This window comes from Streptomyces sp. NPDC059002 (genome assembly GCF_042740435.1).
Classification (GTDB): Bacteria; Actinomycetota; Actinomycetes; order Streptomycetales; family Streptomycetaceae; genus Streptomyces.
Window position 1 is genome coordinate 33,189 of the sequence record NZ_JBHYJI010000007.1, and the last position, 24,660, is coordinate 57,848.

Sequence of the window (24,660 nt, forward strand, 5' to 3'; positions counted from 1 at the left end):
CCGGGAGCGCCCGGACGTGGCGGCCGTCAGCCCCGCGTGACCAGCACCAACTTGCCGCCCGCACGGCCCGCCTCGCTGATCTCGTGCGCCTTGACCGCGTCCGCGAGCGGGAACGTCTCGGAGACCGGGAGACGCAGCCGCCCCTCGACGGCCAGCCGGGCGTACTCGGCGAGGGCGGGCACCGGGTCGCCCTTGCCGCCGCCGGAGAAGGCCACACCGTGGTCGGCCGCGTTCATGTCGGCGACCGTGACGATCCGGTCCGTGGTGCCGCCGCGCAGCTCGATGGAGTCGGGCAGCACGCCGTACCCCGACGCGTCCAGGACGACGTCCACGACCGCACCGCCCGTCAACTCCCGTACGCGGCCGACCAGTCCGTCCCCGTACGCCACCGGAAGCACACCGAGACCGCGCAGCCGCTCGTGGTGGGCGGGCGACGCCGTGCCGATCACCCGCGCGCCGCGCGCCACGGCGAGCTGGGCCGCGACCGAGCCCACCGCACCGGCCGCGCCGTGCACCAGGAACGTCTCGCCCCCGGCGACACCGAGCAGGCCGAGCACGCGCCCCGCGGTCTCCGTGGCGACCGGCAGGGCCGCCGCGGACTCCCAGGGGAACGCCGCGGGCTTGGCCGTGTACCGGCTGCTCAGCGTGTACGCCGCGTACGAACCGGAGTCCGCCCAGCCCAGCACCTCGTCGCCGACCGCGACACCCGCCACGCCCTCGCCGAGCGCGTCGACGACACCCGCGAACTCCCGGCCGGGGACGGCGGGCAGCGTCGTCGGGAAGATCTCCTCCATCCAGCCGCGACGGATCTTGAAGTCGATCGGATTGACCCCGGCGGCACGCACCGCGACGCGGATCTGCCCGGGGCCGGGGACGGGCCTCGCGATCTCCCTGAGCCCCAGCACCTCGGGCCCCCCGAACTCCTCGAAGACGACGGCTTCCATGGTTCCTGCGGACTGTGCACCCATGACGGCGGCTTCCCTCGTGACGTGGTCCAACGGATTGCATGATCAAGCCTCCGGCCGCCCCCGCCCCGGCACGGCCCGCCGTTCGGCCGGTTCCACCTGCCCGAAAGACCAGCCGCCCGCGCACGACCCCGCCCTACGCTGGCGGCATGGACGCGACCTGGGACCCCGCCGCCGTACTCAACACCGCGGGAGACATCCTGCGCGGACAGCTCGACGACGGCCTGCCGCGGCTCTCCGCGGCCCTGGCCGACCTCGTGCCGCACCGGGCGGCCGCCGAACTCGTCACGCCCTGCGCGCACTCCCCGTTCCGGACCACCGGCGACCCCGCGCTCACCGACCGCATCACCGCGGCCGAACTGTCCGCCCTCGCCTCGGCGGTCGCCCCCGGCCGGATCCGGCAGGACACGGTCACCATCGGCGGCGCGCCGCACCCCGTCCTCGTCCTGCACAGCGACCGGACCGCGCGGGGCGCGCTGCTCGTCCTGATCCGCGAACAGCCGGGCCCCCTCGACACCACCGCCATCGACATCGCGCGGGCCCTGTGGGACCTCGTCACCAGCCACCTCGACCGGCTCGCCGCCGAGGCCGTGCCCGGGACCCTCGCCCAGTCGCGGGCGGCCGCGGGGGCGCGGGCCCGGGCCGTCGCCGAAGCCGGTGAGGCGCACGCCGCCGTACTGACGGGACTCCTCGGCGTACTGCGCAGCCGCGGACTCGACGACGGGGCCGCGCGGACGGCGGCCACCGAACTCGCCGTGTCCGCGCTGCTCGACGTGCGCGCCGAGGCCGAACGCGACCAGGAGGTCGCCGAAGAGCCCGCCGACCAGGCGTTCACCCGGCTCACCGCATCACTGCGGCCGCTCCTGCGGCACAGCGACGTACGCCTCGCACTCGCGCCGCCCGGCACGGCCCGCCGACTCCCCGCCGACGTCGCGCACGCCGCGCGGGCCATCGTCCGCGGCCTGGTCCTCGCCGTCCTCGAACAGGACGGCGTGGCACGCGTCCACGTCGGCTGGCGCATCGACGAGACCACGCTCCACGCGACCGTACGGGACGACGGACCCGGCACCCTCTCCTCCTGCTCGCTCGGCCGACGCAGGGTGACCGAACGCGTCGAAGCACTCGGCGGGCGGCTCGACGTCGACGCGGTCGACGGGTGGGGTACGACGGTGACGGCGGCGCTGCCCCTCGGCACGAAGGAGTCCGCCCCGGCGGCCGATCCCCTCCGGGAGCTGGGGGCCCGTGAACTGGAAGTCCTCGGCCATCTTGCGCGGGGGCACCGGAACCGGGTCATCGCGCAGGAGCTGCACATCAGCGAGTCCACGGTGAAGTTCCACGTCGCGAACATCCTCTCCAAACTCGGCGTCGCCTCCCGCGGCGAGGCGGCAGCGCGCTTCCACGCGGCGGCGTGACCCGCTCCCCTGCACCGTGGGCTGTACCCGCCTGCGCCGGGCCTGCGCCTCCGTAAGCGGCCCCCGGCACCGTGGGCTGTGCCCACCCGTGCCGCCCAGCGGCACGACTGCCCACAGCGGAGCGACCACGCACCCGCACCCGCAAACGCTCGCGAGGGGACGTGGGGGTATGTGCGCACGGAGCACCTCGACCCACCCTGACGGCAAACACTGACCGAGGCATCCGCCACGGGATAGCGAGTACGCACATACCCCCGCGGCCCCGCCCCACAGCCGAACCCAAGGCGAAGACACCAGCCCATGTCAGTGCCGAATGCGACACTCCCCGCATGAGTGATCGGTGGGTCATCACCCCGACCGAGGGCGGCGGCGCGGAGCTGATGCCCCTCGGGGACGACGCCCTGCCCGCAGGACCCGCCGTGCAGGAGGCCGACCTCGCGCGTGCCGTCCTGAAGCGCCCGGACGTCGCCCGCTGGATCTGGCGCTCGACCGCGGACATCTACCCCCGCCTGCTCGCCGCAGGCGCCCGCGTGGAGCGCTGCTACGACATCGAGGCCGCCGAGCTCCTCCTCCTGGGCCACGAGGGCCGCCTCGGCGAACCCCGCTCCGCGGCCGCCGCCCTCGCCAGGATCCGCAACACCCCCGTACCCCCCGACCCCCCGCCCCGCACCGCGGAACCCGGCTCCCAGGACTCCCTCTTCCTCTTCGAGCCCCGCCCCGGCGGGGCTCCCCTCGCCCTCGCCGACCTAGCCGAGGTCTACGCCGAACAGCAGCGAAGACACGACGCCACCGCCCACCCGGGCCGCATGCGCCTGCTCACCGCGTCGGAGTCGGCGGGCATGCTGGTGGCCGCGGAGATGAACGCCTCGGGCCTGCCCTGGCGTGCGGACCTGCACCGCGACCTCCTGAACGAACTGCTCGGCGAGCGGTACGCGGGCGGCGGCGAACCCCGCAGGCTGGCCGAGCTCGCCGACGAGGTGTCCGCCGCGTTCGGCCGCCGCGTCCGCCCCGACCTGCCCGCCGACGTCGTGAAGGCGTTCGCGCAGGCCGGCATCAAGGTGACGTCGACGCGCCGCTGGCAGCTCGAGGAGATCGACCACCCGGCGGTGAAGCCCCTCATCGAGTACAAGAAGCTGTACCGGATCTGGACGGCGCACGGCTGGAGCTGGCTCCAGGACTGGGTGCGCGACGGACGGTTCCGCCCCGAGTACACCCCGGGCGGCTCGGTCAGCGGCCGCTGGACGACCAACGGCGGCGGGGCGCTCCAGATCCCGAAGGTGATCCGCAGGGCGGTCGCCGCGGACCCCGGCTGGCGGCTGGTCGTCGCCGACGCCGACCAGATGGAACCCAGAGTCCTCGCGGCGATCTCCCGCGACCGGGGCCTGATGGAGGTCGCGGGCAGCGAGGAGGATCTCTACACGCGCCTGTCCGACCGCGCCTTCTCCGGGGACCGCGAGCACGCGAAACTCGCGCTGCTGGGCGCCGTGTACGGACAGACGTCGGGCGACGGCCTGAAGAACCTGGCGGCGCTCCGTCGCCGCTTCCCACTGGCCGTCGCGTACGTCGACGACGCGGCGAAGGCGGGCGAGGAAGGACGGCTCGTACGCACCTGGCTGGGCCGGACGAGCCCTCCGGCGGCCGGGTCCGGGGAGGACGACGAGGCGGGCATCCCCCAGGAGGACCCCGCCGGGAGCGCATCCACCGCGCAGGAGAGCGAGTTCACGCCGGGGTACGCCTCGGTCAACTCCCGCGCGCGGGGCCGTTTCACGCGGAACTTCGTGGTGCAGGGCAGCGCCGCGGACTGGGCGCTGCTGATGCTGGCGGCGCTGCGGAAGACCATCGCGGATTCGGGGCTGCGGGCCGAGCTGGTCTTCTTCCAGCACGACGAGGTCATCGTGCACTGCCCCGCGGAGGAGGCGGAGACGGTGAGCGCAGCGGTACGGGCGGCGGGAGACCTGGCGGGCCGGATCGCGTTCGGGGAGACGCCGGTGCGGTTCCCGTTCACGATCGCGGTGGTGGAGTGCTATGCGGACGCGAAGTAGGAAACAGGACGCGAGGAGCAGGAGCGAGGGGGAAGGCGAACCCACCCGCACAACGCTCCCCCGCCCTACACCCCCAACAACTCCCTGAGTTCATCCGCCACCTTGCTGTCCGTGCCGTCCAGCGCACAGAGCGCCGACTCCCACTGCGCGCAGGCCTCTTCGCGGCGCCCCGCCGCGGCGAGGAGGAGGCCGTGCTGGTGCCGGGCGAGCCCCGTCATATGGGTGTCGCCGCGCTGCTCGGCGCGGTCGAGGAGCGCGGCGCACTCACGGACCGCGTCCTCGTGGCGGTCGAGTTCGCGCAGGGCGCGGACCAGGCCGAGGCGGGACTGGGAGGCGCCGTGCCAGTCCTCGTACTCGCCCTGGATGCGCAGGCTCTCCTCCAAGTGCGCGCGGGCTGCGGCCGGTTCGCCGAGGGTGAGGTGGGCGTAGCCGATGTTGCAGTGGGCGGACTGGCGTACGACGGCGTTGCCGATGGTCTCGCCGATCGCGAGGCTGCGTTCGTGGTGGGCGATGGCGGCGCGGGCGTCGGTGTGTTCGTAGAGGTTGCCGAGGTGGCTGAGGGTGATGGCCTCGCTGAGCGGGTCGGCGAGTTCCTTGGCGAGCGCGAGGCTCTGGTGGAGGGCCTCGGCGGACTCCTCGTAACGGTCGAGGCCCTCCAGGAGGAGCCCGCGGTTGTTGAGGCCGCGGCGTACGCAGGACACGATGCCGAGTTCGCGCCACAGGGCGAGGGCCTCGTCGTTGAGGGCGAGCGCCTCGCTGCCGCGCCCCGACATGTAGTGCATGCCCGCGAGGTCGGTGAGGGCCTGTGCCTCGGCGGCGGTGTCGCCCTGCCTGCGGGCCGCGGCCACGGCGATGGCGCCGAGCGAGCCCAACTCGGTGAGGCGGCCGCGCCGTTGGAGGTACGGGAAGAGGCAGCGGACCAGGACGGGGAGCAGCTCGGAGGTGTCCCGGTGCCGCTCGGCGAGGGCGACGATGTTGACGAGTTCGGTGTCGCCCCAGGCGAAGGCGGCCTCCATGGACAGGGGCGGGGACGCCGGGGCGTGCGGGGACGCCGGGGCGTCGAGGCGGGAGTCCACGCCCCGGAGGCGGTCCGCACGGTCGAGGCCCTCCGGCATGATCGCCAGGAGGCTGCGCCTGGCCGACTCCGCGTACCAGCGAAGGGCGGAGTCCCCGATACCGGTGTCGCCGATACCGGCACCTGCGCTATCGGATTCGATGTCGGCGCCCTCCCGCGCCGCCTCCCTGGCGAAGTCGCGGACGAGGTCGTGCGGGGCGTACCTGCCGAAGGCGGTCTCTTCGAGGAGGGCGACGTCCACGAGCCGGTCGAGCGCCGCGCCCGCGCGCAACTCGTCGGCGCCCAACAGGCGGGCGAGAAGCGGCACTCCGTACGTCGGCAGGTCGAGGGCGCCGATCCTGGCGAGCGCGAGGGCCGCGTCACGGTCCGCCTGACGTTCCGATGTGCGCAGGGCGTCGAGGGCGACGGAGAGGGAGCAGCGCACGCTCAGATCGTCGTACTCCAAGTGGTGCAGCCGATCGCCGCTGACCGTGAGGAGTTCGGCGAGCCCGTCCGGGGTGAGGGCGCGGCGCGCGGCGAGACGGGCCGCGACGATGCGCAGGGCCAGCGGGAGGCGTCCCGCCAGTTCGATCAGGGGGTGCCCGGCGTCGAGCCCGTCCCGCCCCGAGACGGCGCGCAGGAGCGCCGCGCTGTCCCCGTCGGAGAGCGGCTCCAGCGGGAAACGGCAGGCCCCGTCGAGCGCGGTCAGCGGCGAACGGCTGGTGACGATGACGGCACAGCCGGACCCCGCGGGCAGCAGCGGGCGCACCTGGGCGGCGGTCGCGGCGTCGTCGAGGACCATCAGGGTGCGGGTGGGCGCCAGCAGCGAACGCAGCAACGCGCTGTCCGCGGCCGGGTCTTCGTCCCCCTCCGGGGCGCGCCGCGGCTCCGCGCCGAGGTCGCGCAGGAGCGAGGCGAGGGCCTGGGCGGGGGTGAGCGGGGCCACGCCCGGCGTCGCGCCGTGCAGGTTGACGTAGAGCTGGCCGTCGGGGAACTCCTCGCGGAGTCCGTGCGCCACGTGCACGGCGAGCGCGCTTTTGCCGACGCCTGCCATCCCCGAGATGATCGCCAGGGGCGCGGACCCGGGGCCGGATACTGCTGCACGCAGGGTGTGGACGGTTTCTGTGCGGCCGGTGAAGTGTGCGGGGTTTGGGGGGAGTTGGGCTGGTCTTGGCGCCCGGCGGGTAGGTTCCTGCTCCCCTGGCGGGGCTGCCTCGCTGGGGGTGTTGTGCTTCTGCGGGAGCGTCGTAGCTGGGCGCGCAGTTCCCCGCGCCCCTGACGGGACGCCCTCGCTGGGAGTGTTGTGCTTCTGCCGGAGCGTCGTGGCTGGGCGCGCAGTTCCTCGCGCCCCTGACGGGACGGTCAACAAGGCGGGAGCGTCCGGGTCTTCGGACGGTGCGTCCGGGATGGTGGGTGTGCCGCGCAGGACCTCCTGGTGTGCCTCCCGGACGCCCGCGCCCGGCTCCACGCCGAGTTCGTCCACCAGTCTGCGGCGCAGTTCGCGGTGGACGGCCAGGGCCTCGGCCTGGCGGCCGGTGCGGTGGAGGACCAGCATGAGCTGGCGGTGGAAGACCTCGCGGAGCGGGTGCTGGGCGACGAGGGCCGTCAGTTCGGGGGCGAGCGCCGCGAGGCCCGCGCCCGTGCCGCCGAGTTCGAGTTCGGCGTCGTAGCGCCATTCGAGGGCGAGCAGCCTGGCCTCTTCCAGGCGCGGTACGAGGGGGTGGTCGGCCACCGCTTCGGGGAGGCCGCTCAACGGGGTGCCGCGCCAGAGCGTGAGCGCGTCGGCGGCGTGGGCCGATGCCCGCGTCCAGTCCCGTGCCGCGTGCGCCGCCCGCGTGCGGGCCACCTGGCTCTCGAAGAGCCGTACGTCCAGCTCCCCGTCGGCGACCCGCAGCCGGTATCCCGGCGGCACGGCGCGCAGCCGTTCCGGGTCGTCGAGGAGGCGCCGCAGCCGTGTGACGTGGTTCTGCAGGGACGCCTGCGCGGACGCGGGCGGGAAGTCGCCCCAGAGCGCGTCCTTCAGGGCGCCGAGGGAGACGACCCTGTCCGGTTCGAGGAGGAGCGCGGCCAGCAGGGCGCGCCCCTTCGCGCTGCGCACCGGACGCGGCTCCCCCGCGTCGTCGTACACGGCCGGCGCCCCGAGAAGGCCGAACCTCAGCCCGGACCGCAGCTCGCACCGCTCACTCACGCCGTCTCCCTGTGCCCCCGTGCACACCGTTGGCCACATGTTAGCGATCCGTTGGCGGACACTGATGTGATCACGTCATCGGACCTGGCCCGCCGGTACTCGCGCACAGCGCGTAACTCGGGGGAGTGTCGCCGCCGCGGCTGGGTCCGGGGGCAGAGAGAGAGCCCCGGTCGGCGGAGGTGAACGACCGGGGCTTTCGTCCTGTCCGGGGCCCGGAGTCGGAGTCGGGGGCGCTCAGCCCCTCCGCAGCCCGTTCGCCAGAATCCCGCAGTCCGGCTTCACCGCCCGCCCCGGATCCAGCGCGTTGAGCGCGAACCGCAGCGCGATCGGATCCGTCGCCGTGCCGCTGTGCAGCGTGAAGTCGTACGCACAGTGGTTCTGGAGGAGTACGTTCCGCTCGTCGGGACCGTCGTACAGATACTGGGACTTGTAGGGCGTCACGACGCTGTCGTACTTCGTGGCGGCGACGGCGTACGAGATGCCGGGCAGTGTCAGGCCGCCCTCATTGAGCCGTTTCAGGAAGTCCGAGCCCGCGAGCTGGTCCCAGCAGGCGCCGCACGACACGTCCTTCGCCATCTGGTTCAACGTGACGGCGAGCAGCGGCTGTTCCCTGGCCAGGGTCTCGCGGACGCTCAGGGTGGTGCCGCGGTTGGACGGCGAGATGCCGACGAGCGTGTGCACCTTCTTCGCGCCGCCCTCGAACTTCAGGTACTGGCGCGGCATCATGCCGCCCTGCGAGTGCCCGACGATGTCGACGCGGGCCGCGCCGGTCGCGGCGCGCACGCCGTCCACGAAGACGGCGAGTTCCTTGGCGGACTCGGCGATGGGACCCATGCCGTACATGTCGTCGGCCCCGGTCTTGCCGTAGTCGAGGACGAAGACGCAGCGGCCCGAGGCACGGAAGACCGGCACGGCCATCCCCCACGCCTTGCCGGTGGCAAAAGTGCCGTGGACCAGGACGAGGGGGCGGGGGTGGCGTCGGCCGGGCCTGCACGCCCAGTCGTTGGCGCCCGGCAGGCCGGGGGTGGCCAGCTTCTTCGCGGCGGTGACGGCAGGGTCGCCGGGACGGGGCGCGGCGGGACGGGGCCCCGCGGGAGCCGGATCACCGCGCTCCGGTCCCGCGGTCGCGGCCGCCGGGGGCGCGGCACCGGCGAGGAGGACCAGGAGGAGGGGTACGAGAACGTGGCGGACCTGGCGTACGGGCATGGGGACTCCGAAGGGGGCGGGCGCAGGAGGCGGGGCGGGCGGCAGGTGGGGCAGGGAGCGGGTGAGTCGGGGAGCCGCACGCGGAACGGCCGCACACGGAACACACCGACACACACCGACACGCGCAGACACCCACAGACGTGCAGACGTGCAGACGCGGACGTGCAGACCCTCAGATTCCGGCGTCGGCCCCGACTTCGCACGTCTGTGCGCCCGTACGGATCAACCCGCCTCGTCGCCCGCCGCGCCCTCCGCTCCCTCTCCCGGCAGCCGCAGCGTGAACAGCGACCCCTTCCCCAGCGCACTCTCCGCCGTCACCGTCCCGCCGTGCGCCTCCGTCAGATTGCGGACGATCGACAGGCCGAGACCACTGCCGCCCGTGGCCCGCGTACGGGACTTGTCCGCGCGCCAGAAGCGGTCGAAGACATGCGGCAGGTCGTCGGGGGCGATGCCGGTGCCGGTGTCGGCGACCTCGATGAGCACGGCGTCGGATGTGGTCCGGCAGGTGACGCGGACGCTGCCGCCGTCGGGGGTGTGCCGGATCGCGTTGGAGACGAGATTGCCGACGGCCTGGCGCAGGCGCAGCGGGTCGGCGTTCACGCAGGGGTCGCCGAGCGCCGTCGCACGCAGCCGTACGCCCGCCGCGTCCGCCCGCGCCTGATGGGCCGCCGCCACCTGCTCGGCGATGTCGGCGACGCGCACCGGCTCGCGGTGCAGCCGGAGCGTACCGGCGTCGGCGGCCGCGAGGTCCTGCAGGTCGTCGACGATGTGCTGGAGCAGCAGGGCCTCTTCGAGGAGCGAGGTGACAAGCTCCGGATCGGTCTCGACGACGCCGTCCTCCGCGGCCTCGAGCCAGCCCCTGATGTTGGACAGCGGGGTGCGCAGCTCGTGCGCGACGTCGCTGACCATCGCCCTGCGCTGCTCCTCCAGGGCCTTGCGGTGGGCCGCCATGTCATTGAAGGCGGCGGCCAGTTGACTGATCTCGCCCGCCGAACGGGTGGCCCGCTCCGGGACCGGCGGGCCGTCCGTCGAACCCGACTTCATGCGCCGCGTCGCCGTGGTCAGCGCGCGCAGCGGACGGGTCAGCCGGGTCGCGGCGAGCGCGGTGACGGCGACCGTGACGGCCAGCACGGCCGCCGCGAGTCCGGCGAGGCGGGCGGTGTTGGCCCCCGAGAGGCTGAAGCCGCGGGCGACGGGGGCGCCGTCGGCGCTGGTGATGAAGAGCAGGGCAGGGGTGGAGACGAAGGGGCCGAGCTGCTCGCGGCGGGCGGTGTCGACGCAGGTGGCGGCCGCGGCGTTGGCCTGGTCGGCGGCGGCCTTGGCCCGGTCGGCGGCGCTGGGCCGGGCGGTCGGGGTGGGCGTGGGGGTGGCGCCGGGAGGGGTGCCGGGGGCCTCGCTGGGCACGGCGGCCTCGTGGCCCCCGCCGCCGGAACCGGCACCGGAACCGGAACCGGCGCCAGCGCCGTCCGCGGGCTCGACGGGCGGGTACGTCGGAATGACACCGACCGGCTTCGCGCCGTTCCGCCCGTTCAGGTCGAGGCTGACCGCGACGGGGTCGAGGCCGCGCCGCCTCATGCACGCCTCGACAAGGGAGTTGAGCTTGCCGAGGGCCTTCTGCTCGGTCCGCGTGGGCTGGTCGAGCCCGAGGCCGCGGCAGCGGACCCCCAAGTACATGGCGGGGTCGTCGCCGGGGCCGTCACCGGTCTCCACGACGGGGCGGCCGCCGGGACCGACGACGAGCTCGGCGGGCAGACCGAGCCCGTGCAGACAGGACACGAACTGGTCGGCCTCCTCCCTCAGTCGCGTACGTTCCGACGCGGGGAGCCGGTAGGGGCCGACCGCGCGCGGGTCGATGCGGTCGGCGGACCCGTCCTCCGTGCGGCCCGCGAGCGTCGTGTCCACGGAGAGCGGGTCGACGACGGCGGACGCCTTCGGCGGCAGGGCGGCGGGCCTGCGGGAATCCTTCCCCGCGGCCTTGCCCGCGGGCACCGCCGAGTCCGTGATGACCTTGCGGTCCTGCGTCGTGAGAGCGATCCGGCGCCCGGTCTCCCGGGCCAGCTCCCGCACCGCCTCGTCGGCCCCCCGCCACTCCGGTGCCCCCGCACCGACCCCGAGAAGCCTGTCGTAGATCCGCGCGTCATCGGCGAGCACCTGCCCCTGCTCCTGCCGAATCGCCCCCGACGTCGTCTGCGCCGCAAGCCACGCGGTCGCCGCGATCGACCCCACAGAAACCAGCACGGACACCGCGAGCAGCCGCGTCAGCAGACTCTTCCGAAACGGAATATCACGCGCCACGCAACGCCACCGATGTGCGCTGCGCGCTGGGCGTGGACGGGGCGGATCCCGCCCGGGGGGCGGGGGCGGCGGACGCGCCGCGGGACGCGGGGGCCGGGGACGCGCCGCGGGGCACGGGAGCCGGGGACGCCCCGCGAGGCACGGGAGCCGGAGACGCGCCGCGGGGCACGGGAGCCGCGGACGCGCCGCGGGGCACGGGAGCCGCGGACGGCACGGATGTGCCACGGGGCGCGGTCGGCCCGCGGCGGGCCTCGGGGGCGGGCGGTGCCGACGCCGCACGCGGCGACGCGGAACCAGACGGGGCCGACGCCCGGCGCGGTGCGACGGAGCCGCGGTGGGCCTCAGGGGCGGACGGTACCGACGCCCCACCCGGCGTCGCAGACCCGGACGAGGCCGACTGCCTGAGCGGTGCACCGGACCCGCGACGGGCCTTGGACCCGGGCGGTGCCGACGCCCCACCCGGCGTCACGCCCCCGGAAGGCGTCCCTGCCCCACCCGGCGCGCCGGAGCCGCGACCGGCCTCGGGGGCGGGCGGTGCCGACGCCCCGCGCAGCGGCGCGGAGCCCGGGGGAGCCGACGAGCCGCGCGACGGTGCGGAGCCGGACCGAGTGCCGGGGCGGGCAGTGGGCTCCGGGGGCAGTGGGGGGTCCGTCGGTGAGGGGGGTGTTCTGGCGTCCAGGCCCACCAGCTTGTATCCGATGCCGAAGACCGTGATGAGGCGTGTGGGGCGGCGGGGATCGGTTTCGATCTTCTTGCGGAGGTTGAGGACGTGCACGTCGACCGTGCGGGCGGATATGTAGCCGGAGGAGCCGTGGATCCGGTCGAGGAGTTGGGGGCGGGTGAAGACGCGGTCGGGTTCGCCGGCGAGTGCGGTGAGGAGGTCGAACTCGCCCGGCGTGCACTCCACCATGCGCCCGTCGACCGTGACTTCGTGCCGCACCGGGTCGACGACGAGGCCGTCCACGCGCAGGACGCGCTGCCCGGCGTCCGGCAGCGGGTGGTGGATGCCGCCCGCGCGGCGCAGCAGCGTCCGTACCCGGGCCATCAGCTCGCGCGGACTGTACGGCTTGGTGAGGTAGTCGTCGGCGCCCAGATCGAGCCCCGCGAGCAGGTCGTCCTCCGTGGAGCGGGCGGTGAGCATCAGGATCGGCAGCGCCGTCAGGTCCGGCGGGCCCGTCTCCGTGCGCAGGACGCGCGTGACTTCGAGGCCGTCGGCGCCCGGCATCATCACGTCGAGGATCAGCAGGTCCGGCGTGCTGCGCCGGGCCTCGACGAGGGCGGCGCGCCCGTCATGGACGACGGCGACGGTGTGGCCCTCGCGCTCCAGATAGCGGCGGACCAGCTCGGCCTGTTTCTCGTCGTCCTCCGCGACCAGGACAAAAGCGCACATGGCGTTGAGGATAGGCGGGCCGCGAAGGGGAGACGGGATCCGGACGGCGCCCTGACAGGATCCTCATAACCTCATAAGTGGTCCCGTGGTCCCCCCCCCAGGGCACCCCCCAGGGCACCCGCGCCCCTCACGCCCCCGAAGCCGAGACCTCCCCGTTGGTCCACGCGTACACCGTGTCCCCGCGCACCGCGACCCGGTACTGGTAGTGGTCGCCGCACTCGGCCCGCGCCCCGACCGGAGTGCGGTCCGGCCACCAGGAAGCGTCCAGTTCGGGCCCTCCGACGTGCGGCGCACCCGCCCCGCACGCCTTGCCCTCCGGCAGCCGCACCCCACCGGCACCGGCACCGGCACCGGCCCCCGCATCCGTGAGCGTGAAGCGGATCAGCTTCGCCCCGCCCGTCGTCTTCACCTTCACCTTCACGTTCTTGGCGTCCCGCGGAACCCAGTCGGGCAGGACGAAGGCCAGGTCGCCCTTGGTGGGCGCGTCCGCCGCAGTCGCGAAGGCCCGGGTCTTCTCCTTGAAGACGTGCTCGCTGACGGCGTCCGGCATCAGCGAGCTGTTCTTGAGCGCGGGCGCCGCGACGGCCACGGCACCCGCGGCGGCCAGGCAGCCCGCCGCGACGATGACGACGACACCGGCCTTCTTCTTGCTCAGACCGGTCTCCTTCTTGCTCAGACCGGTCTTCTTCTGGTTCAGGGGCATACGTACCAGTCTTCGGCCCCGGAACCCCGATTTCGTACGGCCGCAGGACGAACGTCCAGGTATGCCAAAAGGCAGAGACCATCCCCCTCAAGATGTACGGAGAGGACGGCACGGCCTGTCCAATACTTGACGTTATGCCCCACCCCGCACCCCACCCGCCGCTCCCTCCACCCCCCTCGCGCCCCTCAGGCCCCGCACTCCCCCCACGCCGCTCCCCCTTCTCCCCCGAGCCGTACACCACCTGGCACCTGATCCGCGCCGCCCTGGAGGCCCTGGCGGGCGGCGCCCTGCTGCTGCTCACGTACACGGGCATCAGCTCGGCCGTCACCGGGCTGCCGCGCGGCGGCAAGATCGCGTACGGCGTCGCGGTGCTGCTCACGCTCGTGGTGCGGCGCCGGTTCCCGGTGGGGAGCCTGCTCGTGCTCGCCGCGCTGGCGGGCGCGATGCCGCCGGCGGGGCTGCTCGTCGCGGTGGCCGCGTATCCGGCGGCGCGGCAGCTCGCCGAGCCGCGCCGCAGGGTCGCCGTGCTGCTGACGGCCTCGGCGCTGACCATGCTGGTGGCCTCGGTGACGGCGCGGCCGATGGCGGTGGGCAGCTGGCAGTACGGGCTCGCGCTCGGGGCGATGCTCGCGGCCGCGACGGTGATCGTGCCGGGGCTCGTCGGCACGGCGGCCGGGCAGCAGGACCGGCTGCTGCGGGCGCTGCGGGACCGTACCGCCGCGGCCGAGCAGGCGCGCCGCCTCGCCGACAGCGAGTCCCGCATCCACGAGCGTTCGCGGATCGCCGCCGAGATGCACGACCTGGTGGGCCACCGGCTCAGCCTCATCTCGCTGCACGCGGGCGGCCTGGAACTGGCCCTCGGCAAGCAGGCCCCCGACCTGCGCGACGAGGCGACCTTGCTGCGCAAGGCCACCCGGGACGCGATGAACGAACTCCGTGAAGTCCTCGGCGTACTGGGCCCGTTGGGGCGCGACACCGGCACGAACGCCCTCACCGACGCGACCGGCACGCGTCCCGACATCGAGGCGCTCGTCGAGGAGTCGCGCGGCGGCGGCATCCCGGTGGCGTTCACCTGGGAGGGCCCCGACCTGGGCGCCGCGGAGGGCCCTTCGGTGCGCAGGGCGGTCCACCGGGTCGTACGGGAGTCACTGACGAACGTGCACCGGTACGCGACGGGGGCGCAGGTCACGGTGGCGGTCGCGCACACCGACGACGAGGTGCGGATCGCCGTGCGCAACGGGGCCCCGCCGCGCCCGCCCGCGGCGGCGACCGGACTCGGCACCGGGCGCGGGCTCGTCGGGCTGCGCGAGCGGGTGGCGCTGCTCGGCGGCACGTTCGACGCGGCCGCGGCGCCCGGCGGCGGCTTCGACGTGACGGCGGCGATCCCCACGGGCCCGGACGCGGCGAGCCGCGCGGAGCCGCTGCCGGGGCCTCCGCTGCCGGACACGACGGCGGAGGAGGGCGCGGTCGGCGGCATCCAGGGGCGGATCGCGGGCGTGCTCACGACGGTCCTCGGCATGGGCGGGGTGGCCCTGATGCTCGGCCTCGGACTCGGCCTGGTGAGCGAGGCGCGACCGGGCCCTGACCTGGCGGAACGGCAGGAGGTGCAGGTCGGCATGACCAAGGACGAGGTGGAACGTTCGGTGCCGTCCGACAGCGAGGCGGTCAGGGCCGCGGCGGCCGGGCGCGGTCCCGCGGTGCCCGCGGGGACGACGAGCTGCCTCTATCCGTACGTGGGCGGGTCGGGCGGCGACGGGACGGCGGACGAGGAGAGTGCTGACCGTTTTGCGGTGACTCGCTACTGTTTCCGGGATGATGTCCTGACAGCCATCGATCACTTCACCGTCCCGCTGGCCAGACCGTAGGAGCAGCCATGACGACGCCGCCGCAGACTCCCCCGACGCCTCCGACGACGATCCGCGTCCTCCTCGCCGACGACGAGGAGATGATCCGGCACGGCGTCCGCATGATCCTCCAGTACGCCAACGGCATCGAAGTGGTCGGCGAGGCGGTGAACGGCGCCGAGGCGGTCACGCTCGCCGCCGAGCTGCGGCCCGACGTCGCCCTCGTCGACATCCGGATGCCCGTGCTCGACGGCCTCGCGGCGATCGGACCGCTGATCGCGCTCGACCCGAAGCCGCAGGTCGTCATGCTCACCACGTTCGGCGACGAGGAGAACGTGACGCGCGCCCTGCAGGCGGGCGCGGGCGGCTTCCTGCTCAAGGACGAGGGCCCCGACGAACTGATCCGCTCCGTGCGGGCGGCGGCCGCGGGCGACGCGGTGCTCTCGCCCGGCGTGACCGGAACGGTCATCAAGCGGATGCTGCAGGGCGGCGCCGCGACCTCCACGGGCGCTCCGGGACCGGCCACGGCCGAGGACCGTCTGGCCTCCCTCACCGAGCGCGAACGCGAGGTCCTCGCCATGCTCGGCGCGGGCCTGCCGAACCTGGAGATCGGCCTGCGGCTCGGCATCGGCGTGGGCACGGTCAAGACCCATGTGGCCGCGGTCCTGGACAAGACGGGCAGCGACAGCAGGGTGCAGGCGGCGCTGCTCGCGCACCGGGCCGGACTGGCTTCCTGAGGGCGCGCCGCCAGGGCGGCGGACGGTTCACAGCTGCCGGAGGCGGGCCTCCAGGGCGCGGGCCCGCTCATGGTGACGCGCCGCCGCCACCGGCCGCCCGAGGGCCGCGGCGAGATCACCCGCGTACCGGTCCACAGGACCGAAGCCGACAAGGCCGCTCCCCGCCCCGGCCAACTCCCCGCAGGCAGGGAGCAGTTCGTCGTACAGCCGCTCCATCAGGACCGGATCGTCCCCGTCGGCGACGGCGAGCCGGGCGTGCAGACAGAGGCGGGCCTCCAGGAGGAGGTCGGGCGGGGAGGGCGGCAGGTCACCGGCGCGGAGGCCCCGTCCGCGGGCGGGGCCGAGGACGATGGGGCGGCACCAGGGTTCGTACGGCCCGAAGTCGAGGTCGGAGAGATCGCCTGCAGGGCCCTCATCAGAACCCCCAGCCGATCCCGGTCCGCCTGGTCCGCCTGATGCGCCCGCCCCGACCCGCAGACTCAGCAGGGCCAACGGCAGCAGCCCCTCGCTCAGCCCCGTCATGCCGGTCTCCGGGAGGCGGGCCGCCGCGGCGACGTACGCGGAGCGCGCCTCGTCCGTACGCCCGGCCACGGCCGCCTTCAGCGCGGCGTACCACTCGGTGAACACCCCGACGAGGGGCAGCTCGTACCGCCCGGCGAGCCGGTCGGCGGCCTCGGCGTGCGCGTCGGCATCGGCGAACTCGGCGCGTGCGCACAGCGCCTGAAGACACATCAGATGCCCCAGCACTTCGAACCCCATCAGACCGCCACCACCGCCACCACCGCCACCACTGCCTCCTCCCCCGGCGATATCCACCAACTCCCTCCCGATGAGCAGCCGTTCGGGGGCGAGCCCGGCCCGCTCGAAGGTGTGCATGAAGCGCGCGTTGAGGGCGAAGGAGAGGAGAGCGGGGTCGGGGGCGAAGGAAGAATCGGCACCGGCGTCGGGGGCGGAGACAGGATCGGCGTCGGGGCCACGCCCGTCACCGAGCCGCCCCCGCGCCAGCGCCTCCGCCTCGGCGGCCGCCGCACGCCCCCGCGGCCCCGCCGCGCCGCGCAGCTCCATGGCGACCGTGCTGAGCAGCCGCGACCGCGTCGCCCGGCTGCCCTCCGGGAGGGCGACGAGCGTGCGTTCGGCGGCGTCGACGACGCGGCGCGAGAGGGCCTCGTCGTCGTTGCGGGTCCAGTTGGCGGGTACGTCGAAGGCGCCGATGACGCGGGCCGTCAGCTCGGGATCGCCGATCCGCTCGGCGTCGGCGAGGGCGTCCGAGCGGTACTGCCTGGCGCGCGCGAGGCCACCGGTGACGGCGAGGGCGCGGACGAGCCCCATGACGAGTTCGAGCCGTGCGCGCGAGGCCTCGCGGCCGGAGTGACGGACCCGGTCGTGGGCGTCGAGCGCCGCCTGCCACAGGCGGGCCGCCCGGTGCGGGGCCGCGCCCTGTTCGGCGCGGCGCGCGGCACGGCCCGCGTGGTGGACGGCGCGGGCGGCGGTCGCGCGGGTGCCCGCGCGCAGGTAGTGGTCGGCGAGGGCGTCGACGTCGTACGGGCGCAGCGTCTCGATGGTCTCGGCGACGGTGGTGTGCCAACGGCCGCGGCGGGCGCGGGAGATGTCCTCGTACAGCGTCTCGCGCACCAGGGCGTGGGCGAACTGCAGCCGGTCCGGGCCGAGTTCGACCAGGAAGCCGCGGTCGACGGCGGCGTCGACCGCGTCGAGCACCAGCTCCTCGGCGCCGCCCGCGAGCGGGACGAGGAGATCGAGGTCCACGTCGGGCCCGATGACGGCGGCCTGCCGCAGCACGGTCCGCGCCCCGTCCTCGAGCGCGGCGAGCCGGTGCCGGATGACATCGCGTACGCCGACGGGCACGCCGGAGAGCGCGGAGCCGCCCTCCGTGGCGCACAGACGGGCCAGTTCGCGTACGAAGAAGGGGTTGCCGCCGCTGCGGGCGTGCACGGCGCGGACGTCGGCGGGCGCCACGTCGTCGCCGGCGACGGCACGCACGAGCGCGGCCACGTCGTCCGCGCCGAGCCCGCCGAGCACGACCCGCACGGGTTCGCCGCGCGCCACCCGCCCGAGCAACGCGCCCAACCGCTCCGGGACTTCGGTCTCCCGGTACGTCCCGACCAGCATGATCCGGTCCGCCCGCGCCCCGGCCGCCGCGACCACGGCCTCCAGCGCCTCCAGCGTCTCGTCGTCGGCCCACTGCAGATCGTCGAGTACGAGGAGCAGAGGGCGCCCCGCGCGATCCACGACACCGCGCAGCAGCCCGACGAGTTCCCGCCCCCGCCGGAACCGGTCACCGGCACCACCGTCCGGAACGGCCCCCTGCCCGCCCGCACCGGGCCACGCCCCCGCGTCCAGCTCCGCCAGGATCCGCGTCCAGGGCCACGCCGCCGGTACGCCCTCGTGCTCCGGGCACCGCCCCCACGCGGTGATCCAGCCGCGGGCCGCGAGCCGCGCGGTCAGCTCCTCGGCAAGCGCGGTCTTGCCCGCGCCCGCGTCCCCGGACACGAGCCCGACCATGAGCCGCCCCGCACCGGCCTCGCGGGCACCCCCGTCCAGCAGCGCCAACTCCCGCTCACGCCCGACGAAGTGACGCACGGGACCAGGTCGTACGTCCTGCTCCGCACCGAGGACCGCGGCAGGGGCGGCCGCCGCGCCCACAGCCGGAACGCCCGACGACGCAGCCCCGCCCCAGCGATCCCCCGACAACCCCGGATCCTGCGCCAACACCCCCGCCTCAAGCCGCCGCAGCTCGGGACCGGGATCCACGCCGAGCTCCGTGACGAGGACGCGGCGGGCGCGGCGGAGGGCGGTGAGGGCGTCGCCCTGGCGGCCGGAGCGGTAGAGGGCGAGGGCGAGCAGGCGCCACGACTCCTCGCGCCAGGGGTGCTCGGCGACCTGGGCCTCCAGATCGAGGACGACCTCCCCGGTCCCGCCGAGCGCGAGCGCCCCCGCCGCACGGCGCTCGACCGCGAGGAGCCGCAGCCCTTCGAGGCGCGCGGCCTCGGCCCGCGTCCAGTCCGCACCGGCCCACTCGGCGTACGCGGGCCCGCGCCACAGCGCGAGCGCCCCGTCGAGACGCCGCACGGCGGGGCCGGGGCGTCCCGCTTCGAGCAGTTCGCCCGCGCCGCGCACCGCCGACTCGAAGCGCCAGGCGTCGACCGCGTCGGACGCGGGACGCAGCGCGTAGCCGGGCCCGACGGTGACGAGGAGACGGGCGGGGGCCCGCGGCGGACGGCCGGGTTCGAGGGCGCGGCGCAGGGTGGAGACGAACGTCCTGATCGCGCCGACGGCGGCGGGCGGCGGATCGTCCCAGAGGTCGTCGACCAGCCACTCCAGCGGCACGACCTTGCCGCGCGCGACCAGCAGCCGGGCCAGTACCGCCCGGTGCATCGGTCCCTTGAGGTCGAGCGGGACCCCGTCCTTGTCGCAGGCGCCCACGCCGCCGAGCACGGTGAACCCCGCCGCAGGCTCCTGCGGCGGCCGGGCGGAGCCCCCTGCTTGCTGCGGCACCCCGTCAACGTACCTGCTCAGCGGCGTCCGCAGAGTCGACGCTGATCCACTGCTGATCGACCGGGCCCACCCTCTCCGTATGCACAAGAACACCGCCCCCACCCCCCGTATCGACGGCTTCGCGTACCACCGGATCGACGTGGCCGAAGGCGTGGCGCTGAACGCCGCCGTCGGCGGCACCGGCACCCCCGTCGTCCTGCTGCACGGCTTCCCGCAGACCCATCTGATGTGGCGGCACGTGGCGGCCGAACTGGCCCTCGACCACACCGTCATCTGCCCCGACCTGCGCGGCTACGGGGCCAGCGACAAGCCCGCCGCGGACACGGAGGCGACGTACGCCAAGCGGACGATGGCGGCCGACGTCGTCGCGCTGGCCCGGGCGCTCGGGCACGACAGGTTCGCGCTCGCCGGGCACGACCGCGGCGCGCTGGTCGCGATCAGGGCGGGCCTCGACCACCCGGACGCGGTCACGCACCTCGCCTCGATGGACGTCATGCCGACGCCCGACATGTGGGAGGTGATGCGCGGCACGACCGCCGCGGTCGGCTTCCACCTGTATCTGATGGCGCAGCCGCCCGGCCTGCCGGAACGGATGATCGAGGCATCGGCGGACGCGTTCTTCGGCCACTTCCTCGACATCTGGACACGGGACCCCGCGGCCATCCCCGACGACGTACGGGCGGCCTATCTGAAGGCGTCGCGCGAGGCGGTCCCGTCGATCGTCGCGGACTGCCGCGCGTCGGCGACGATCGACCTGGAGCACGACACCGCCGACCGCCTCGCAGGACGCACCCTCGGCATGCCGGTCACGGTGCTCCAGCAGGACTGGGGCGCCGCGCTCGGCTTCGACGCCGCCGCGCGCTGGCGGACGTGGGCGCCGCGCCTTGAGCATCTGACCGTGTCATGCGGCCACTTCATGGCGGAGGAGGCCCCGGCCGAGACGACGAAGGCACTGCGCGACCTGCTGGCGCGCTGAGCGCTCCGCGGCCGACGGCTCTCACCCGGCGGCCACCGAGGCCAGCACCCCCAGCGCCTCCGCGAGAACCTCCGGCGGCGGCGAAGCAAGCCCGATCCGTACGGCGTCCGGGGCGAAATGCCCGCCCGCGGCGAAGGCCGTACCGGGCGTGACGGCGACACCGCGGGCGGCCGCCGCGGCGACGAACGCCTCGGCCCGCCACCGCGAGGGCAGTTCCCACCAGCAGTAGTAGGCGCGCGGATCGGTACGGACCCGCCCGCCCGCACGGACCCGCCCCGCCGCGTCCACCCCGAGCCGCTCCCGCACGATCCCCTGCCGTACGGCCGCGTCGGCGCGCTTGGCGTCGACGACCGCCGCCACGGTCCCGTCGGCGGTCCACCGCACGGCCGCCTCCAGATGGAAGGCGGCGGCCGTCCACGCCCCGGACCGCAGGCCGCGCGAGAGATCGTCGAGCAGATGGGGCGGCGCGGCGAGCATGCCGACGGTGAGACCGGGCGCGAGCCGCTTGGAGAGGCTGTCGACAAGGACAGTGCGACCGGGGGCGTACGCGGCGAGCGGCGGTGGCGCGTCGGGCGCGAGAAACGCCCAGGTGGCGTCCTCGACGGCGGTGATCCCGCACTCCGCCACGACGGCGGCCAGCTGGACCCTGCGCCCCTCACCCGCCGTCAGGGACAGCGGATTCTGCAGGGTCGGCTGTACGTAGACGGCGCTGAGGGCAGCACTCCGGTGCGCGTCGGCGAGCGCCTCAGGGACCATCCCCTCCCCGTCCACGGCAACCGGCACGAGCCGCACGCCGATCCGCTCGGCGATCGCCTTCACCAAGGGGTACGTCACTTCCTCGACGCCCACGCGGCCGCCGGGCGCACAGAGCGAGGACAGCGCGGCGGCGATGGCCTGCCGGCCGTTCCCCGCGAAGAGCACCCGCTCCGGCTCCGGCCACCACCCGCTCCTCGCGAGCACCTCGGCAGCGGCCTCACGCGCCTCCGGCGTACCCGAGGGAGCGGCGGTGCGGGTGGCCTCCATCAGCACATCGGCCCTGAGCAACGGGGTGAGCCCCTTGCTCATCAGCGCGGACTGCCCCTCCACCAACGGGTAGTTGAGCTCAAGATTGACGCTTGACCCCCCAGAACCAGCCCCAGCCCCCATGCCCACCTCGACCGCCCGCTCGGTGAGGGCGGTGGCCCCGGTGTGCGGGGCGGCAGCGCGCACGAAGGTCCCGCGCCCCACCTCGCCCACGACGAGCCCGCGTCGCGTCAGCTCGCCGTACACGCGGATGGCCGTGGAATTGGCGATCCCCCGCGCCCGAGCGAACGCCCGCTGCGTCGGCAACCGCTCCCCCGGCCGCAGCGTTCCCCCCTCGATCTCCCTGGCCACCTCATCCGCAACCTCCCGAAACGCATCCCGCCCCACACGCCACCTCCGCCGGCACCGTATCCCTTGCCCACCGCCCCCAACCTTGCCCCTCCGTTCACGCCCCCTGCACCGTGGGCTGTACCCGCCTGCGCCGGGCCTGCGCCTCCGTCAGCGGCCCCCTGCACCGTGGGCTGTGCCCACCCGTGCCGCCCAGCGGCACGACTGCCCACAACGGAGCGACCACGCACCCGCACCCGCAAACGCTCGCGAGGGGACGTGGGGGTATGTGCGCACGGAGCACCTCGACCCACCCTGACGGCAAACACTGACCGAGGCATCCGCCACGGGATAGCGAGTACGCACATACCCCCGCGGCCCCGCCCCACAGCCGAACCCAAGGCGCCCCCGCCAGCATTGCACCGAGAGCAAAGATCCTATTGCACCGCCAACTCCCCCCGCCCTAGCCTCACTTCATGCCCACCGCACACATCAACGGCACAACCCTCACGTACGACGACGAGACCCCAACCACAAGCCCCACCCCCACCCCCACCCTCGTCCTCATCCACGGCCACCCCTTCGACCGCTCCATGTGGACCCCACAACGCCACACCTTCGCCCCCACCCACCGCATCATCACCCCAGACCTCCGCGGCTACGGCGAATCCGCACTCAACGCCGCACCCGGCGCCACCCCCACCTTCGCCACCCCCACCTTCGCCACCTTCGCCGAAGACATCGCAGCCCTCCTCGACCACCTGGACGTAAGGGAATTCGCCCTGGGCGGCCTCTCCATGGGCGGCCAGATCGCCATGGAGTGCTACCGCCAGTTCCCGGACCGCATCACGGGCCTGCTCCTGGCCGACACGTTCCCCGCGGCGGAAACCCCGGAGGGCAAGGCGCACCGCAACGCCATGGCGGACCGCCTCCTGGCCGAGGGCATGAAGGGCTACGCGGACGAGGTCCTGGACAAGATGGCGGCCCCGTACAACACGGAGGCGGCCGCCCACGTACACCGCATGATGCTGGCCGCCCCACCCGAAGGAGCCGCCGCGGCCCTCCGCGCCCGCGCCGAACGCCCGGACTACCGCGCCCTGTTGACCAGGGTCACGGTCCCGTCCCTCGTGGTCGTGGGCAGGGACGACACATACACACCGGTCGCCGACGCCGAGGCGATGCACGCCGCGCTCCCCGACTCCGCACTGCACGTCATCGAGTCGGCGGCGCACCTCCCCAACCTGGAACGCCCCACGGAGTTCAACGAGGCGATGGCCACCTGGCTGACCCGCATCCCGGCACCGTCACCCCACGCCTGACACGAGCACCCACCCCCCGCCCCCGCCCAACCCCCACCCCTACCAGCTGGGCCGGGCCCCCACCCCACCGTCCACGACAAGGTCGACCCCGCTGATCCAGGAAGCGGCGTCCGACGCGAGGAACACGCACGCGTTGCCGATGTCCTCGGGCCGCCCGAGCCGGCCGAGCGGCGCCGCGCGGCCCCACCGCGCCACGCCGTCCGGCCAGTCCTCCGCGAGCCCGGGCCGGTCGACGAGGCCGGGCGAGACGCTGTTGACGCGGATGCCGAGGGGCCCGTATTCGAGGGCGGCGGAGCGGGCGAACATGATGAGGGCGGCCTTGGACGCGCTGTAGTGGGCGTGGCCGGGCGCAGGGCTCGAACCCTCGATCGACGCGATGTGGGTGATGGAGCCGCCGCCGTCCTGACCGGCCATGACGCGGGCCGCGGCCTGCGTGCAGCAGAACGCGCTCGTCACGTTCGCCTCGGACAGCGCACGCCACTCCGCGGCGGTCATGCCCGGCAGGGCCCGCACCGGCTGGATCCCCGCGCAGTTGACCAACGCGTCGAGCCGCCCCCGCCAGGAGAAGGCGGCATCGACGAGCCGACGACACTCGGCCTCCACCAGGTCGCCACCCTCACCACCCTCACTGGACTCACCGGACTGACCAGGCTCACCGAACTCACCGAACTCACCGGACTGACCGGACTGACCGGACTGACCGGGCTCACCGAACTCACCGGACTGACCGGGCTCACCGGACTCGCGGGACTCACCTCCCCCGCCACTCTCCGCCCCGGCCAGATCCGCCCGCACGGCGACAGCCGCACCCCCCGCGCCCTCGACCCGCGCCACCAGCTCCGCGGCCCGCGCCCCACCACTGCGGTAATGCACCACGACCGCGGCCCCCGCCTGCGCGAACCTCCGGACGATCCCCGCACCGATGGTCCCGCTCGCCCCGGTCACCAGCACGACGCGCCCGGCAAGCCGAGGCAAGGACGCATCCGGCACCCACGCACCCTCCGCCTCCGCCTCCGCCTCCGCCTCCGCCTCCGTCTCACTCAACGTCATCACCCATCCGCAGAGGCTCCCCCACCCGGCACAACTCCCGAATAAGCCCCGCCCGCCCGGGATATCGCACGCTCAACTCCTCCGGATCCCCGCCCTCGTAATCCACGGCAAGGAACCCGGGCGCCATCGTCGTACCAAAGAGAGCCCACCCATGCGGCCCGCCACGCGCGACGCGCGCCCCCATCCAGGTCCCAGCGGGAACGACAAGCTGCACCTGTCCCCCTGCACCACCGCCCCCGCCGCCCCCGCCGCCCCCGCCGCCCCCGCCAAGCGCAACAAGCCGATCCGCCCCATCGGGCGCGAGAAGAAGCACCTCCAACGCGTCACCCGCGTAGAAATGCCAGACCTCATCGTTCGGCAGGCGGTGCAACGCGGAGAAGTCACCTGGTTCCCGGGTCAGCAACGCGATGATCGCGGACCCGGCGGGACGCCCGTCGGCGTCCGGCGGTCCGGCCCAGACGCGCCGATAGAGCCCGCCCTCCACGGGCAGCGGCCGCAGCCCATGCCGTGCGATCACTTCCTCAGCGGTTTCGACCATGGCCGATCGCTCCCCGCCCCAAGACCGTCATAACCACGCGCATCGCCACTCCTGTCCATGAAGGGGTCGTATCCACCC

15 protein-coding genes and 1 pseudogene are annotated in these 24,660 nt (G+C 74.5%); 6 read left to right on the plus strand and 10 right to left on the minus strand.

All coding sequences use genetic code 11. From position 1 onward, the window contains the following. Positions 1-26: 26 nt before the first annotated feature. Positions 27-944 (minus strand): NADP-dependent oxidoreductase, encoded by a 918-nt coding sequence (locus ACFWZ2_RS08985; RefSeq protein WP_384544177.1) that lies wholly within the window; start codon positions 942-944, stop codon positions 27-29. 170 nt (positions 945-1,114) lie between these two features. Between ACFWZ2_RS08985 and ACFWZ2_RS08990 the strand changes: the two genes are divergently transcribed. After that, positions 1,115-2,377: a LuxR C-terminal-related transcriptional regulator gene (locus ACFWZ2_RS08990; RefSeq protein WP_384543880.1), complete on the plus strand. Its 1,263-nt coding sequence runs from the start codon at positions 1,115-1,117 to the stop codon at positions 2,375-2,377. 329 nt (positions 2,378-2,706) lie between these two features. Beyond that, the gene (locus ACFWZ2_RS08995; protein WP_384543882.1) at positions 2,707-4,419 is read left to right on the plus strand and encodes a bifunctional 3'-5' exonuclease/DNA polymerase; all 1,713 of its coding nucleotides are present in this window, start codon (positions 2,707-2,709) and stop codon (positions 4,417-4,419) included. A gap of 65 nt (positions 4,420-4,484) precedes the next feature. On the opposite strand, the gene ACFWZ2_RS09000 is transcribed toward ACFWZ2_RS08995, so the two are convergent. The 5 genes and pseudogenes from ACFWZ2_RS09000 to ACFWZ2_RS09020 form a co-directional block, all read right to left on the minus strand. Next, the gene (locus ACFWZ2_RS09000; protein WP_384544179.1) at positions 4,485-7,643 is read right to left on the minus strand and encodes a BTAD domain-containing putative transcriptional regulator; all 3,159 of its coding nucleotides are present in this window, start codon (positions 7,641-7,643) and stop codon (positions 4,485-4,487) included. Between the two features lie 252 nt (positions 7,644-7,895). Further along, entirely contained in the window at positions 7,896-8,867 is a 972-nt protein-coding gene (locus ACFWZ2_RS09005; RefSeq protein WP_384543884.1) for a lipase family alpha/beta hydrolase, read from the minus strand. Positions 8,868-9,089: 222 nt separating this feature from the next. Further along, positions 9,090-11,018, minus strand: coding sequence for a sensor histidine kinase (locus ACFWZ2_RS09010; RefSeq protein WP_384543886.1), 1,929 nt, complete (start codon positions 11,016-11,018; stop codon positions 9,090-9,092). Between the two features lie 826 nt (positions 11,019-11,844). Beyond that, positions 11,845-12,552: pseudogene (locus tag ACFWZ2_RS09015) on the minus strand (response regulator transcription factor); the annotation flags it as partial. Between the two features lie 127 nt (positions 12,553-12,679). Continuing rightward, on the minus strand, positions 12,680-13,255 hold the full coding sequence (locus ACFWZ2_RS09020; RefSeq protein ID WP_384543888.1) for a hypothetical protein: 576 nt from the start codon (positions 13,253-13,255) through the stop codon (positions 12,680-12,682). Positions 13,256-13,389: 134 nt separating this feature from the next. Here ACFWZ2_RS09020 and ACFWZ2_RS09025 point away from each other — a divergent pair, with 134 nt between their 5' ends. Both ACFWZ2_RS09025 and ACFWZ2_RS09030 read left to right on the plus strand, forming a co-directional pair. Beyond that, positions 13,390-15,120 (plus strand): sensor histidine kinase, encoded by a 1,731-nt coding sequence (locus ACFWZ2_RS09025; protein ID WP_384543890.1) that lies wholly within the window; start codon positions 13,390-13,392, stop codon positions 15,118-15,120. 8 nt (positions 15,121-15,128) lie between these two features. Then, complete coding sequence (locus ACFWZ2_RS09030) at positions 15,129-15,836, plus strand: response regulator (protein WP_384543892.1); 708 nt, start codon at positions 15,129-15,131, stop codon at positions 15,834-15,836. A 27-nt stretch (positions 15,837-15,863) separates the two neighbouring features. Here the strand turns inward: ACFWZ2_RS09030 and ACFWZ2_RS09035 are convergent, their stop codons facing one another. Further along, positions 15,864-19,349: a BTAD domain-containing putative transcriptional regulator gene (locus ACFWZ2_RS09035; RefSeq protein ID WP_384543894.1), complete on the minus strand. Its 3,486-nt coding sequence runs from the start codon at positions 19,347-19,349 to the stop codon at positions 15,864-15,866. A gap of 79 nt (positions 19,350-19,428) precedes the next feature. Here ACFWZ2_RS09035 and ACFWZ2_RS09040 point away from each other — a divergent pair, with 79 nt between their 5' ends. Next, positions 19,429-20,325 carry an alpha/beta fold hydrolase gene (locus ACFWZ2_RS09040; protein ID WP_384543896.1) on the plus strand — a complete coding sequence of 299 codons (897 nt, stop codon included), beginning with the start codon at positions 19,429-19,431 and terminating at the stop codon, positions 20,323-20,325. Between the two features lie 21 nt (positions 20,326-20,346). Here the strand turns inward: ACFWZ2_RS09040 and ACFWZ2_RS09045 are convergent, their stop codons facing one another. Continuing rightward, positions 20,347-21,735, minus strand: coding sequence for a PLP-dependent aminotransferase family protein (locus ACFWZ2_RS09045; RefSeq protein WP_384543898.1), 1,389 nt, complete (start codon positions 21,733-21,735; stop codon positions 20,347-20,349). Between the two features lie 416 nt (positions 21,736-22,151). On the opposite strand from ACFWZ2_RS09045, the gene ACFWZ2_RS09050 reads away from it, so the two are divergent. Continuing rightward, positions 22,152-22,994: an alpha/beta fold hydrolase gene (locus tag ACFWZ2_RS09050; RefSeq protein WP_384543900.1), complete on the plus strand. Its 843-nt coding sequence runs from the start codon at positions 22,152-22,154 to the stop codon at positions 22,992-22,994. 39 nt (positions 22,995-23,033) lie between these two features. On the opposite strand, the gene ACFWZ2_RS09055 is transcribed toward ACFWZ2_RS09050, so the two are convergent. Together ACFWZ2_RS09055 and ACFWZ2_RS09060 are read right to left on the minus strand one after the other, a co-directional pair. Next, positions 23,034-24,044 (minus strand): SDR family NAD(P)-dependent oxidoreductase, encoded by a 1,011-nt coding sequence (locus ACFWZ2_RS09055; RefSeq protein ID WP_384543902.1) that lies wholly within the window; start codon positions 24,042-24,044, stop codon positions 23,034-23,036. Continuing rightward, entirely contained in the window at positions 24,031-24,582 is a 552-nt protein-coding gene (locus ACFWZ2_RS09060) for a cupin domain-containing protein (RefSeq protein WP_384543904.1), read from the minus strand. Before ACFWZ2_RS09060 ends, ACFWZ2_RS09055 begins: the two co-directional genes overlap by 14 nt. Positions 24,583-24,660 lie beyond the last annotated feature (78 nt).